The following is a 13,710-nucleotide window of genomic DNA, read 5'->3' as shown; positions in this document are numbered from 1 at the left end:
GTTCTATAGATGACTGTTTCATATTAAACAATTCGCTATAGAACATTCTAGGAGATTTTGTGGGAAATGTCAACCTGTTTGCGTAAAAAAATCGAAAAAAATGCTCCGGATAAAAGTTTTTCACTTTCCGCCCGGAGCATTCCGCTCGTTTATTCTTCGATTTTTCTTCTTAAATAGCTTCCCACCATATGGGAAAAGTTGCGGATATCGCGCGCATACGCGAAATCCTTGCCGAAAATCTTCTGCTCCGCCATAAGCTCCGTCTCCTCGCCTACAAAGACCCCAAGCACCGAGACACCCTGCTGCCTGAGGCGCCGCACCTCAGTTGCCGTGTCATGCAGTGCATAGTCATCCCGGTACGGCTTTGGATTTCTCGCATTCGGCCGGTTCACCAGCACATCGTACGGCTTTCCGTCGCTTAAGAGGATCAGCAGCTTCCGGTCCTCCTGGCGTTTTAAAAGATCCATCCCCGCCGCCTTGACAGCAAGCCCGTCGCGGTTGTTTGAGGATGTGATATACTCAAAAATATTGCTGTTCTTCTCCCGCGGATCGTCGTAATCGCGCATCCGGTGCAGGATCGTGTAATCCCAGAACGTACAGAAGCTCATCACGCGGAACGGGATGTGCAGGCGGCTTAAGGTCTCCGCCAGAATGTACGTCTGCAGTGTCACATTCTCCTGGCGCGGCCGCTGGGAACCGCTCGCATCTACGAGAATATCCACGACAAAATCCAGCGAATTCCGCCGCTGCTCCAGCCGGAACAGATCCGCATTCTGGCTCCGTCCCACCTTCCACATCCGCGCGGGCTGTAAAATTCCGTGGTCTGCATCCGCAAACGACTGATCCTCCTGCAGCAGCATCGCTTTTTTCAGTTCCTGATACAGCAGCGAAATGTTCTGCCGCACCGCGCGGTGCTGGTCGTAATAGGCATGAAGGTTTTTATCCTTCTGCTTCTGCGCGTAGGAGAGCTGATAATACTTTCCGACCGGATTTTTCAGCACACCCTCCGTGTAATAGAGGCTGCAGTCGCTGTGGATGCCGCGGCAGAGCTGGTAATTCCGGCTTTTCTCCTCACTCTCCGAGAGCCACGTTTTTCCGTAATTGCGCTGAATGTACTGATACATCCGTGCCAACGCTTTCTCATCGACGACAACGATCTTTTTGGTATCGCTTCCCGCTGTTTTTTCTTTCTTCTCTTCCGCCTCTTTTGATGTGAAATTTGTCATATCAAGCGAAACTCGCTCCAGATATGTCTCGAGCCCGTCCTCGTACAGTTCCTCCGAAAGGAAATCCTTCCAGGAATACTCGGTGAGCTCCTCGATCGTTACCGCAAGAACCGAGGCAAGATCACCGTGCTTTTTCACAAATGCGGGATCGACGACCTTATTGTACAGCTCGTCCGTCACCCGGATCAGTTCCATTGTATCCGCTGTTTCGGATGCGTGCTTCAGCAGTTTCATCCACTCCCGCGTTTTCCCCGAGTATGAAGGGCTTTTTCCCTCGTCCTCCTCTCTTCTTCCGCGCAGATACTCCAGTTTCAGGCGGCCTGTCTCATTTCTGGATAGAGTTTCAAAAGAGTGGTCCAGTATTTCCTCCGCTGCTCTCCTTCGAAAGCCCTTGACACCGGGGCGCTCGCTTTCGAGCCGCTTCGATACGGCCTCCTCCGTCACCAGCTGGGCGAGCATCATCAGTTCTCCCTCCGCTGCGCCGCTGTAAACCTTCTTCACCAGATACAGGCTGTAGGCTTCCCGATCAAAGTAACACGAAAAGGCGCCCTGGCGGATTGTGTCGTACAGTACCGTATCCGGCTCCTTCGCATACCGCTCCACATCCGGGTTCAGCTTCAGCGTGTAGTCGCCGCTGACAGTCCAGACGAGATTGCGGATCCGGCTTTCCAGCTCCATCTCATGCGTTTTTAATGTTTCCTCTGTCACCATACGTATTTCCTCTAAAAAATATCCTGCGGCGTCCACTCTTCCGGAATCCGCGTGCGCACGACATCCCGCACGATCTCTTTTTCAAACAGGTCAAAGCATTTATTGACAATGCCGATCTGCACCGCAAGATACGGGGACAGCCCCTGGCGCATCGTGCCGATCGCTCCGAACAGACCGCGGAGGTCGAGCGCGCGCGTGGTGATTTCCGCCTGTTTTGCCTTTTTCTGCAGATCGAGGTAAAGGCCGGCCAGCGCTTCGCGTGCCGCCGGTTTCAGATCCGGGAATTTTGACTGCATCAGATAAAACAGTGTCTCTTCTGTAAGCGGCGGCATGTCAATCACCAGAAAGCGGGACACCAGCGCTTCATTCAGCTCCCTCGTTCCCGCATAGCCGTAATTCATCGTTCCGATTATCCGCGCCGCCGGGTGAAGCGGAATTTTATCGTAGCCCGGCACATCGATGATGCGGCGGTAGTCGAGCGCGGCGTGAAGAACACTGACAGCATCGTTTTTCGCCATGTTGATCTCATCGAGAATGCCAAAACCGCCTTCCTCTGCACAGCGGTAAATGCTGCCTTTCCGGAGTGTGACCTCCTGGTTCTGGAACGTATCTGTTCCGATCAGCTCGGCGCTTCCTGTGTTTACATGGAAGGAAACGTTGTACGTCGGTCTTCCGAAAATATACGCCAGTGTCTCTGCCAGCACGTTTTTTCCCGTTGCCTTCTCGCCGGTCAGCAGCAGATTTTCGCCCTGCAGCAGCGCGGCAATTGCCATCTCCAGAATCTCTTTTCCGAAAAACGGGATTTCCGGCGTGCTCATGCGGTTCTCTAAGCCCTCCGCCACCGGATAGCTCTCGCGGAATTTCCGCACACTCTCAATTAACGCCCCGCTTACGCCCTGTTCCTGTAAAAATGAATCGTTCATCTTCTATTTTTTAATCCTCTCTGTCGTTAAAATATCGCTTTGCTTCTCTATAGTATACGGGATCCGGCCGCTTTCTGCAAGGTCGGACTTTGGCTCACTGCCCGCACAAAAAGACACCGGAAAACAGGTTTTCGTCCCATTTTCCGGTGTCTTGCTTCTATTTTATCTTCGATTCATCGATCGCATTATCCGCGGATTCCGGAAAGAATCTCCTCTGTGGAAGCTTTTGCCTCCTCGTCCAGGTTCTCTTTCTTATAGTTCTCATATCTCTGTTTGTGATGCGGATTCTCTGCCCACAGCTCGTCTGCGGCTTTTTTCCAATCAGCAGCATACAGATCACATTTTCCGCACAGATGCTCTGCACTCTCCGGAGACTGCAGGTCGGTTGACTTCGCGCCGGTCTTCTCTACCATCTCACGCAGCAGTTCCGGATTTTCGAGCATCGGACATGGACGCAGGTGGTTGCGGTTGAACGGCTGTCCATCGCGGTATGCCTGGAACAGCGGCTGCTGCAGTGCTTCGATCAGGGAAACTTCGTTGATGTTGGCGCCGGAGTAATGGATGAAAACACACGGCTCCACATCGCCGTTTGCATTGATATGGCAGTAGTTTCTTCCTCCTGCGATACAGCCTCCGACAAACTCACCGTCGTTCTGGAAGTCCATAACAAAGATCTGTTTGTCACTCTTATCGGAACGGATCTCACGCAGTCTGTGATAGATATATTTTCTCTGCTCAACCGTCGGCATCAGCTCCGGTGCAGCGTCCATGCCGACCGGCATGAAGTGGAAATACCAGCTGTAACGGCATCCGTGCTCGATCAAAAGATCCAGGAACTCGTCACTTGTAACGGTCTCGAGGTTTGCTCTTGTGTAGCAGATGGAAGTACCAAAAAGCAGACCGTGTTTTTTCATCAGATCCATGGCTGCCAGAACTTTATCGAAAATACCCTCGCCGCGGCGTCCGTCGTTGACCTCCTCGAAGCCTTCCAGAGACAGGGAGAAGGAGATATTGCCGAGCTTCTGAACCGCCTCACAGAACTCCTCGTCGATCAGGGTTCCATTGGTGAAGCAGTGGAATTCACAGTCATGATGCTCTTCTGCCAGACGCAGGATGTCTTTTTTGCGCACAAGCGGTTCGCCGCCGGTGAACATGTAGAAGTAGGTTCCCAGCTCTTTTCCCTGGCTTATGATATCAGAAAGTTTCTCATAGGAAAGATTCAGCTTGTGGCCGTATTCTGCTGCCCAGCATCCGGTGCAGTGCAGGTTACAGGCACTTGTCGGGTCCATCAGCATCGTCCATGGGATGTTGCAGTTGTATTTTTCACGGTTCATACGGATCTGTTTCGTTCCGACGAAAGCTGCCTGGAATCCCAGGTTCAAAGCAGTCATTTTGATCACCTGCGGATCCAGCTCGTCCAGTCCGCGGTTGACATACTGTACCCATTTGTTGTCCGGATTCTGCAGCATGGTGCGGATATTGTCGAACGTTTTCTCCGCAAACATATTTCCGGTAAATTTCTGTACAAAATCCGTCAGATTCAGCAGTGCTTTTGTTCTGTCGTCTCCGTGGTTCACATATTTTAAAACACCATCGATCGCAGCGCCTGCAGCGGCTCTTTCTACTTTCATTTTTGCATCCATTGTTCACGATCTCCTTTGTAATAGTTTAATATTTTGCCCGGAATTGATCTGGTTTTGAATACCACATCCTGGCTTTTTCTCATTATATTCTCCATATTTGGAAAATACAACCCAAAATTCCCTCGTTTTGGACATATCAAAAAAAGTGTCCCACGCGGGAACACTTTTTCCTGTTTTTCTCTTTCTGTTATGTTTCACATTGCATTTTCTGATTCACACAGGGCATTTCCTAATTTTCGATCAGAACCGCACGGATCGGGCCGCCGTATTGGTGTTTCTTTTGGATCGGCGCAGCCACGAGAAAATAATGACCAGAGGTCACTTTCTCCAGATTCAGATTTTCAACAATCACCGTGCCTTTTTTCAGTAACTGCTGATGAACATCATTCCCTGATGTCTCATTTCCGACGGTTTCCTGCTCCACACCGAGCAGCACCAGTTTTTTCTCTGCCAGGTAATCTGCCCCATCGCGTGTAATCTGCGCATCGCCGCGGATCAGGAGACGTTCACAGTCTTCTTCCATGACCTCCTCGAGCACTTCTCTTGTCACTTTTCCCTCAAGCTCCGCCACCTGACAGATGCCAAGTGACCGGTCGAGCGTCGTCTGCGCCGTTCCTTCCTCCGTCATCAGATGACGCGGCGCGTCCATTGCGGAAAACTGCTCTCCGGAAATGTCATATAATTTCATATTTTCCTATCCTCAAACCGGGAAACTCCCGTCTTTCTTTTTTCCAATATTTGCCGATACTGCCAGATTCTGCCGGCAGCCAAACCTTGTTTAGTATAGCCTATTTTCGGACGCTTTACAAGGCTCATTTCTGCAAAAATTCTGACTTTTATACAGCAATCCTGTCTGCAATAAACAATTTGTCATTTTCACTCCCCTGGTGTATAACAGAAATATCCAAACGGTTACGCTATCTTTCAAAAGGGAGGGAAATCTTATGAAACTCCGGCTAAGCCCGTGGATCTGCGCCACGGCTTCGCCGGAGTTTTTTACACTCTTCTGGTTTACGGAATCAGACGGTGAATGTCTCTTGGAAACAGGGATGCGTTCCGCACATTTTCAAATCCGAGAAGCCGTGCCGTAAACCGCTCCAGCCCAAGACCGAGGCCGCCGTGCGGGGGCATGCCACAGCGGTGCATCATTAGATAGCTCTCAAACGCTTCAACATGCATGCCGCGGCTTTCGAGCTTTTCCACCTGCTCCCGGTAATTGTGGATGCGCTGGCCGCCGGTCGTCACCTCAAGGCCGCGGAACAGAAGGTCAAAGCTTTCCGTCTCTGCCGGATTTTCTCTGCTGTCCATCGCGTAGAACGGGCGCTTGGCGCTTGGATAATGTGTCACAAATACGAAGTCACTGCCTGTCGTTTTCTTCACATATTCGCACAGCAGTTTTTCCTCCTCCGGTTCAAAGTCCAGTTTCTCCGAAAAGGCTCTTTTGTATACGCGGCTCACCAGCTCTTTCGCCTCGGAAAAACGGATTCTCGGAATCTCCGTGATCACCGGCACCTCTGCTTTTAAAAGCGAAAGCTCCGCTCCGCATGTCTCCTGCAGCCGTCCAAATGTGTACCGCAGCATTTCCTGCTCCATCGCCATGATGTCCTCAAAATTCTCGATATAGCCCATCTCAAAGTCCACGCTTGTATATTCGTTCAGATGACGCGCCGTGTCGTGCTTCTCCGCCCGGAAGACCGGTGCGATCTCGTAGACACGCTCGAAGACGCCGACCATCATCTGCTTGTAAAACTGCGGGCTCTGCGCCAGATATGCCTGTTCGCCGAAATACGACAGGGAGAAGATATTAGCTCCGCCCTCGGCTCCCGCTGCTACGAGCTTCGGTGTGTGGATTTCGGTGAAGTGCTGTCCATCCAGAAATTCGCGGAACGCCTGACAGATCCTGGCCTGAATCTGGAAAACCGCGCGCTCTTTTTCATTTCGCAGCGTGATAGGCCGGTAGTCCAGCAGGTTCTCGATGGAAGTGTTGACCCGCTTCTGGTTGATGACAACCGGCGGTACTTCTTCCGGCTCGGAGAGGATTTCCACGTCTAACAGATGCAGGTCATACCCGCTTCTGGAACGCTCTTCACGGATCACCTCCGCGGTAAACCGGACACACGCCTCTTCTTTTAATTCCTCCAATGCAAACCGGGCATACGCCGGCTCGTACACGCACTGTACCATCTGCCGTTTCGTCCGAAGCAGCACAAATGCAAATGAGCTCATTTTTCGGATTTTGTAAATGCTTCCATGCAGCCGCACGATTTCGCCGATGTGTGCTCCTAACTGCTCTGCTTCGAGTTCCTCTGTTTTTCTTACTTTTACGGTATTCATTTCTGTCTTCATAGTCTTTTCTGCCTTTCTGTTCTGATTTTTCTTTATCGCCGCAAAATCAGCAGAAAATCCATATGGACATAATCTGTATGTCCCATACGATCACAACCCTTCTCTGATGTAAATTTCAAGTCATTCCCGCATGGATAAAAAATGGCAAAGAAAAACCACACGGGGTATTTCTTTTTCTCCCGGTGTGGTTTCCCTTTGCCTTATCTTCCACACAGGTACAACACAATCAGCGCCTGTACCTGTGAAGTATAGTAGTCTTCACTTTGATACAAGCGCTATCAATCGTCGTCCCTGTGCATCTGTACGCTGTGCATCTCGTTCATCGTTGATAACCTCTGTTTCGTAGTTTTGTTGTATTATAATTCTGCGTTCCGGTTTTGTCAACCCTTATTTTCCGTAATCGATGATCACCACTTCCGCTTTCGTCCCGATCCGCATCGGCGGTCCCCAGAGACCCACGCCGGATGTGACGATGCTGTACATGTCTCCGACTTTCTTCATCCCGCAGGCATTCTCCCACATCAGGCCGGTAAGGATATTGCCTGGGAAGAGCTGTCCGTCGTGCGTATGGCCGCCAAGATCAAGGTCTGCGCCTGCCTCTGCCAGCTCGGTCAGCTCCGACGGCTGGTGGTCAATCACAAAAACTGGAAGCGACTGGTCCAGTCCGGTAAGCAGTTCGGACGGCGTGTCGCGTGTCTCCTGCGTTTTGCGGATCCGGTCGGGATCTTTTCGGCCCGCCAGATAAAAGGCATCATCGATACAGACCACATCATCCTCCAGCAGATGAATCTTCGCGCGGTCCAGAAACTCACCGAACCGGCGGTCGGCGATGCGCTCCTCCTTCGTCTCAAACGTAAAGCCCGCGAGAATCTTCTCATCGAGATCGTGGTTGCCGTAGCAGGCGTACGTGCCGTACCGGCTCTTTAAGCCCGCCAGAAGATCCGCCACGCGGTCCGGCTCATAGATGGCATCGTACTCATTATCAAAAATATCCCCGGCAATCACAACGACATCCGGCTCCTCAGCATTAATTTTTTCCACCATCTCTTCCATCTGATGACTGCCGATGCTGTACCCCAGATGAAGATCTGCGACGAGAGCAATTTTCAGATGTGCATCCTTTTTCGATGGAACCTCATATCGTGTCGTGTAAATATGGACTGCATGCACCATTCCGTAGATGCACATTCCCGTCACAAAAAGGATCGCGCCAAGGCCGACCGCTTTCAATCCCATCGGAGAATACAGCCAAGTTTTCGTCAGTGCCGTATGCGCAAAAATGAAGCGCAGCAGCACCAGAATCGCGGTGAAGCCAAGAAAATACAGATACATGCCAAGCCAGCAGTTGCTGATGACCTTTAAAATCCGGTGAACGGGATCTCTTTTGATCAGAAAGCTCGTCAGCAGGGAAAGTGCAAAAAATGCATACAGCACCAAAATGACACCCAGCACGGCCGGATGGCGGAACAAAGGATGCACCTCCTTCATCCACCGCAGCAGCCAGTAGGCGGTAAATACATTTGCCAGTATGTAGACCGGCGCAAGAAATATTGCAAGCATACGTATGTTTCCTCTCTTTTTCGATTCAAATACAGGGCAGGAAAAAGCGTGCCGAACGAAACGTTTCCGGCACGCTTTTTTGCCAGGCATTCATCAGAGTTTTTTCTCTATGATATCAAACAGCTCACGTCTCCGCTTCCGCCAACGCCAGCCATTTGCAAGTTTGTTGTAGAAATAGAACGAATCCACAAGCACCATGTTCAGGCGGCCGATCCGGTCTTTCGTCGTTCCGTTGTAATGTTCGCCGCCGCATTCGATCTGCGGGCACGTTTTTACGTAGGCGATCAGATCATCCTCACTTCTGATAGTATCCGGCAGCTCGGTATACGCTTTTCCGATGCAGTCCAGCCGGTGCGCATCGCTTCCGCCAAAGCCGGGCTTATTGAATTTCTCCGCCAGCCGTTTCGCTTTTGCGTTCGTCTCCGCGCTCTCACACGCATTGAAAATTTCAACAAAATCGAACTGCGGGAGAAGCTGGGCAATCCGCTGCTGATACTTTTTCTTCCGTTCATTCGTGCTGATCATGCTCATAAATTTTTCGCCGTACGGATGCGCCGGTCCTAAAATTCCGCCGTACGCATGGACGATCTTGACAAGGATCGATCCCGGCAGACCGCGTAGCTCCAGAATTTTTAATTTTACGCCGAACGGCATAATCACAAGAATGTGGCCGCAGTCGCACGTATCGTACTCAACACCTTTTAATACCACAAAATCCTGGTGTGCTCTTCCCTTGATGGCATTCTTCCACTCGCGGTATCCGTCATAGGAATCGTGGTCGGATACCAACATTCCTCCAAATCCTTTTCGTTTCAGTGTTCGGATGTACTCCTCAATCATGACTTTTCCATCCATCGAACCCTCTTTTGTGTGGCAGTGCATATCAAATTTCATGCAAAACGCCTCCTTTTATCTTCCATGTTCGAAAACCATTTCGTTTTTCCTATTTTTCTGGAATCGTTTCGGATGGTTCCGCCGCGTTTTTGGCGCGGCAGAATCGATAGTTTGTACCATCTAACTTTATTTTACCACTTTTTCCACAAAAGAAAAAGAAATTTCTTCTGAAGATCTGGTAAATTTTCCTTAAGGAATGGAGTTTTTAGACAATTCCTGTTCTTTGTCCCTGTTTTTACCGTGTTCTTTTTGCTATGATAAAAACAGCTTATTTTACTTGATCGGAGGAACACATTATGAATTCACAGGACATCACCCGCGCACTGATCGACACAACAGTTGCACGCGCGATGGTGGAGATGGACGCAGATCCGAAACGCAGCGTCCGCAAGCTCTGCGATCTTGGCCGCCAATTTTCCCGCGGCCGCTTTCAGAATCAGATTTTTGCCATTTTTCAGGATCTTCTGCGCAACGATGAAAGCCCGTATTATCAGGCGATCGACTTTCTGCTGCGCAGCAACGATCCGGAAGCGCTTCGTCAGTTCGGCATCAACATCGGCTACAACAGTTTTACCTACGGTGCGCAGATTCTGCGCCAGAAGCAGAAAGAACTTTCCTTTGCTGTTCCCTGGGTTGTCAAGCTCCGTCTCGACAGCCGCATCCCGGACACTTATGATTCCTCGTTTTTTGCATCCGTGGTCAGAACCGGTCTGACATACGGCATCTACTCTTATCAGCTCCGCTCCATGGATCATCATGAGGATATGGAATCCTACCTTGCCGTCATCCAGTCGCATCCGGAATGCGCGTTTCTCTGGTTTCTTTCCAATACGCCGCTTACCGAAAAACAGCAGAAACTGCTTTTATCCTGCCCGAACCTGATGGTTTCTCTTCCAATTGATGCCCCCTCAACGGCTTCCATGGCAAAAGCCCTGCGCCATCAGAAAACGCTGTTCGGTATGCACAAAGTCTATCAGGATGCAGATGCTGCCGCTTATCTGCTCTCTTTTGACCACCTGTATTCCCAGATGGAACAGAGTGTCTTTTTCTTTCTGGTCGCAGATGATTCGTGCTCAAAAGAAAGTATCCGGGCTGTTTCCGATGTTGTTCAACAGTACCGCTTCACCCCCATACAGCCATTCTTCCCGATCGAAGTGCAGGAAGACTCCCGCAAAATTGAGCAGATTATCACCGCCCATCCGGCGTATCTGCTGCTTCTGCCGGATCACATGGCCCGCACACTCGATACGCCCACCGTTTCCTTTGAAGAGTTGTCTCTTCGGAATATATTTTACCGTGAACTGCTCGCAGATGCATAAAAGTACAGCCAAAGCGGAATTTTATTTCTTTGGTTCCGCTTTGGCTGCTATTTTTTCTGATGATCTATATATCACTTCTTTCAGTTCTTCGACAAACGTTTCCGGTTCCAGCTCGCTTTCCATGGAAAACCAGCGCAGAACTGCGGTCAGGAAGGCATCACAGAAGAACGTTACAAACAGTTTCTGATTCTGTACCTGAAAGAGATCCTGTACAAAAAACGCCATGACCGGCTCGAGCATCTCGTAAAAGTAATCCTTAAAACTGTTCTGCCCTTCGATCCTCAGGGCACTCTGGTAAAATGCTTTATTCTGATAGAAAATATTGCAGACCGCCACCAGCACATCCCATTCATTCTCAAAGTTCTTTCCGCCCATGTTTGTCAGAAAGTCCACATAAAAGATCCAGTTTACCAGATCGTATTTATCTTTAAAATGATAATAAAAGCTTTTCCGGTTCAGACCGCATTCCTCGCAGAGATCTGAAATACTGATTTTTGCAAAAGACTTGCGTACCATCAATTTTTTCATTGCATCTGCAAGCGCACTCTTTGTACTGTTGGAATCCGCCATCTCTTCTCTCCCTCTCTTTTTGACCGTTTGTGCTATTATTCTACACCATCTTTTTCCTTTATGCAAGAAAAGCGCACCAGGAAAAGGCTGTATTTCCTTTTTCTGGCACGCTTTTTGCAATCATGCTTCTTCCGTTTTTCCATCTGCCTCCAGTGTGAACCAGAATGCCACACCGTTGTCGTAATTCTGGCAGCCGCACTGCTGCTGGAAGGAATCCATAATGGCTTTTACGATGGAAAGGCCGATGCCGCTTCCGCCGTATTCCCTTGTTCTCGCTTTGTCCACCTTGAAGAATTTCACCCATACCTTGTCGAGATCCTCCTCCGGGATCGGGTCCCCGGTATTGAAAACGGTTGTCTTTACGACATTCCCTTCTTTTTTGCAGGTGATCTCAATCGTGTGGTCGTAGTCCAGATGGTTTAGGGCATTCGTCAGATAGTTGGTGATAACCTCCTCGACTTTGAATTCATCGCCCCAGACATAGAGCGGGTCGCCGCCGGTAAAGAGCACTTTTGCCTCTTTCTGGCGGATCAGGATGTCGGAGGACTGCAGCACGCCTCTGATCACGGCGTTCAGATCGAACCGTTCCATATTGACCTGATCCTCACCGAACTCGAGTTGGTTCAGGTTCAGGAGTTTTTTGACCATCTCGTTCATCTTTGCCGCCTCGTCGATGATGACATCACAGTAGAACTCGCGGCTTTCCTCATCGTCGTTGATGTTGTCTTTCAGGCCTTCCGCATAACCCTGAATCAGAGCGATCGGGGTTTTCAGCTCATGTGTGACATTTGAGAGGAACTCGCGGCGCATTTCATCAATCTGCGTTTTTTTGTCAATATCTTTCTGCAGCTCAACGTTCGCACTTTTCAGCTCGGAAATCGCCTGCTCAAGCTGTTCGGACATGACATTGAAGTTGTTTCCAAGCTCGCCGATCTCGTCTTTTCCGCCGCTCACGTAGCGGGCATCGAAGTCAAGGGCTGCCATTTTTTTCGAAATTTCGGTCAGCTCCTGCACCGGACGGACGATCTGGCGGGTGATGATCCAGATCACAATGGCACCGATGATGATGATCGGAATGCCGATAAAGAGGTAAAACTGGTTGGAAAGGCCGACCGCATCCGTGATGCTCTCCAGCGGGCATCTTGCAAAGTAGCAATTTCCATTGTCAAACCAGCCGATGATCTGCAGATACTCGGCATCGGCGTGGCTGTCGTAGAATTTCTGGATCTGATAGTTGTCTTTGCTGTCAACGACTTTGGTATTTGCCTGCTCGTTTCCGCTGATCAGGCCGAAGATCAGGGTCTGGAGGCTCTGGCGGTCGGTTGCGTTGGAATAGACGAAGCTGCTGAGCTCCGGTCCGGTAATAATGACTTTCAGGTTGTTGGTAGCGCAGAACTGCTCGAAGGTATCAGGGATATTGTCGCTGTCTCCGCCTGTCGCATTCAGTTTCTGAAAGCTCTCTGCCAGAATGTGTTCTTTATCCCGGATATAAAAGGACCCGAGAAAGAAGTAATTGATCAGGCCGATGATAAGCAGGGTAGCTGCCATGGTCGCAATAAAAGTGTAGGCAATTCGTTTTTTGACGGAGTGTTTTCTTCCCTTTTGTGGCATTTTCAAGTGAAACCGGTGCTTTTTCTCCGTCTGGTTTCCCATTGTCACACGGGAATCTTCTGCAGGCATCTCCACGGAAGTCTCATTTTGTTTTTCTGTTCCGTTCATGATTCGTCCGCCTCGAATTTATAGCCCATGCCCCAGATGGTCTTGATTAAATCGCCTTTGTCGCCCATTTTGCTGCGGAGTTTTTTGACGTGGGTGTCGATGGTGCGGGCGTCGCCGTAGTAGTCGTAGTTCCAGACGTTGTTCAGGATTTTTTCTCTGGAGAGGGCGATTCCCTGGTTTTCGAGGAAGTAGGTGAGGAGTTCGAATTCTTTATAGCTTAACTCCATTGGTTTTCCGTCGATGGATGCCATGTGGGCGGCTTTGTCGATGCGGATGCCGCCGGCTTCTAATACGTCGTCTTCGCCGGTTTTGCCGCTGCGGCGCAGGATGGCTTCGACGCGGGCGACGAGGATTTTCGGGGAGAATGGTTTTGAGATGTATTCGTCTACGCCGAGGTCAAAGCCGAGGAGTTCATCGCGTTCTTCGCTTTTGGCGGTGAGCATGATGATCGGGACTTTGGAGTTCTGGCGGATTTCGCGGCAGACCTGCCAGCCATCCATTTTGGGCATCATGACGTCGAGGATGATGAGGGCGATGTCTTTCTGGGCGTAGAAGGTGTCTACGGCCTGTTCGCCGTCACCGGCTTCGATGACGTCGTATCCGGCTTTTACTAAGAAATCTTTGACGAGTTTGCGCATGCGGCTTTCGTCGTCTACTACTAGGATTTTTAATTTTTCCATGAGTTTTGTCTCCTTTATATGACGGACGGAAAACGCCCGGCTGCCCGCCCGCTCGTGCTTTTTCCTGATCTCGTTGTGTTTTTACTTCTGATATTTTTACCATTTTACTTTAACATGGG

At 50.1% G+C, this 13,710-nt stretch carries 11 protein-coding genes; 1 reads left to right on the top strand and 10 read right to left on the bottom strand.

All coding sequences use genetic code 11. The features are described 5' to 3' along the window. Positions 1–149 precede the first annotated feature (149 nt). The 7 genes from PGS38_RS00695 to PGS38_RS00665 all read right to left on the bottom strand — a co-directional run bounded on the left by PGS38_RS00695 (position 150) and on the right by PGS38_RS00665 (position 9,303). The gene (locus tag PGS38_RS00695) at positions 150–1,937 is read right to left on the bottom strand and encodes a cobaltochelatase CobT-related protein (protein WP_118699889.1); all 1,788 of its coding nucleotides are present in this window, start codon (positions 1,935–1,937) and stop codon (positions 150–152) included. A gap of 11 nt (positions 1,938–1,948) precedes the next feature. Further along, complete coding sequence (locus PGS38_RS00690; protein WP_118699890.1) at positions 1,949–2,860, bottom strand: AAA family ATPase; 912 nt, start codon at positions 2,858–2,860, stop codon at positions 1,949–1,951. Positions 2,861–3,045: 185 nt separating this feature from the next. Next, on the bottom strand, positions 3,046–4,503 hold the full coding sequence (locus PGS38_RS00685) for a radical SAM protein (RefSeq protein ID WP_118699891.1): 1,458 nt from the start codon (positions 4,501–4,503) through the stop codon (positions 3,046–3,048). 229 nt (positions 4,504–4,732) lie between these two features. Beyond that, the gene (locus PGS38_RS00680) at positions 4,733–5,191 is read right to left on the bottom strand and encodes a cyclase family protein (protein ID WP_117800885.1); all 459 of its coding nucleotides are present in this window, start codon (positions 5,189–5,191) and stop codon (positions 4,733–4,735) included. A gap of 323 nt (positions 5,192–5,514) precedes the next feature. Next, positions 5,515–6,849, bottom strand: coding sequence for an aspartate--tRNA(Asn) ligase (gene aspS / locus PGS38_RS00675; RefSeq protein ID WP_330425640.1), 1,335 nt, complete (start codon positions 6,847–6,849; stop codon positions 5,515–5,517). Between the two features lie 387 nt (positions 6,850–7,236). Next, positions 7,237–8,409: a metallophosphoesterase gene (locus PGS38_RS00670; RefSeq protein ID WP_022463295.1), complete on the bottom strand. Its 1,173-nt coding sequence runs from the start codon at positions 8,407–8,409 to the stop codon at positions 7,237–7,239. A 93-nt stretch (positions 8,410–8,502) separates the two neighbouring features. Then, entirely contained in the window at positions 8,503–9,303 is an 801-nt protein-coding gene (locus PGS38_RS00665; protein ID WP_055218178.1) for a PHP-associated domain-containing protein, read from the bottom strand. Positions 9,304–9,599: 296 nt separating this feature from the next. Here PGS38_RS00665 and PGS38_RS00660 point away from each other — a divergent pair, with 296 nt between their 5' ends. Beyond that, a complete protein-coding gene (locus PGS38_RS00660; protein WP_118749852.1) occupies positions 9,600–10,622 on the top strand; it encodes a hypothetical protein in 1,023 nt (340 codons plus the stop codon). 21 nt (positions 10,623–10,643) lie between these two features. Here PGS38_RS00660 and PGS38_RS00655 read toward each other — a convergent pair whose 3' ends face one another. The 3 genes from PGS38_RS00655 to PGS38_RS00645 form a co-directional block, all read right to left on the bottom strand. After that, the gene (locus PGS38_RS00655; protein WP_055226495.1) at positions 10,644–11,192 is read right to left on the bottom strand and encodes a TetR/AcrR family transcriptional regulator C-terminal domain-containing protein; all 549 of its coding nucleotides are present in this window, start codon (positions 11,190–11,192) and stop codon (positions 10,644–10,646) included. 120 nt (positions 11,193–11,312) lie between these two features. Beyond that, positions 11,313–12,911 (bottom strand): sensor histidine kinase, encoded by a 1,599-nt coding sequence (locus tag PGS38_RS00650; RefSeq protein WP_243036448.1) that lies wholly within the window; start codon positions 12,909–12,911, stop codon positions 11,313–11,315. Continuing rightward, positions 12,908–13,591, bottom strand: a complete 684-nt coding sequence (locus PGS38_RS00645; protein WP_055218183.1) for a response regulator transcription factor — start codon at positions 13,589–13,591, stop codon at positions 12,908–12,910. Before PGS38_RS00645 ends, PGS38_RS00650 begins: the two co-directional genes overlap by 4 nt. Positions 13,592–13,710: the final 119 nt, after the last annotated feature.

Origin of the sequence: Fusicatenibacter saccharivorans (genome assembly GCF_027667425.1) — a bacterium.
Lineage (GTDB): Bacteria > Bacillota > Clostridia > Lachnospirales > Lachnospiraceae > Fusicatenibacter > Fusicatenibacter saccharivorans.
The sequence above is the reverse complement of the archived record's forward strand: the minus strand, read 5'-3'. Positions and strand labels throughout refer to the sequence as shown.

Coding starts and splice junctions, on each gene's coding strand:
- PGS38_RS00695 (WP_118699889.1), bottom strand. CDS start 1,937: ATGGTGACAGAGGAAACATTAAAAACGCATGAGATGGAGCTGGAAAGC.
- PGS38_RS00690 (WP_118699890.1), bottom strand. CDS start 2,860: ATGAACGATTCATTTTTACAGGAACAGGGCGTAAGCGGGGCGTTAATT.
- PGS38_RS00685 (WP_118699891.1), bottom strand. CDS start 4,503: ATGGATGCAAAAATGAAAGTAGAAAGAGCCGCTGCAGGCGCTGCGATC.
- PGS38_RS00680 (WP_117800885.1), bottom strand. CDS start 5,191: ATGAAATTATATGACATTTCCGGAGAGCAGTTTTCCGCAATGGACGCG.
- aspS (WP_330425640.1), bottom strand. CDS start 6,849: ATGAAGACAGAAATGAATACCGTAAAAGTAAGAAAAACAGAGGAACTC.
- PGS38_RS00670 (WP_022463295.1), bottom strand. CDS start 8,409: ATGCTTGCAATATTTCTTGCGCCGGTCTACATACTGGCAAATGTATTT.
- PGS38_RS00665 (WP_055218178.1), bottom strand. CDS start 9,303: ATGAAATTTGATATGCACTGCCACACAAAAGAGGGTTCGATGGATGGA.
- PGS38_RS00660 (WP_118749852.1), top strand. CDS start 9,600: ATGAATTCACAGGACATCACCCGCGCACTGATCGACACAACAGTTGCA.
- PGS38_RS00655 (WP_055226495.1), bottom strand. CDS start 11,192: ATGGCGGATTCCAACAGTACAAAGAGTGCGCTTGCAGATGCAATGAAA.
- PGS38_RS00650 (WP_243036448.1), bottom strand. CDS start 12,911: ATGAACGGAACAGAAAAACAAAATGAGACTTCCGTGGAGATGCCTGCA.
- PGS38_RS00645 (WP_055218183.1), bottom strand. CDS start 13,591: ATGGAAAAATTAAAAATCCTAGTAGTAGACGACGAAAGCCGCATGCGC.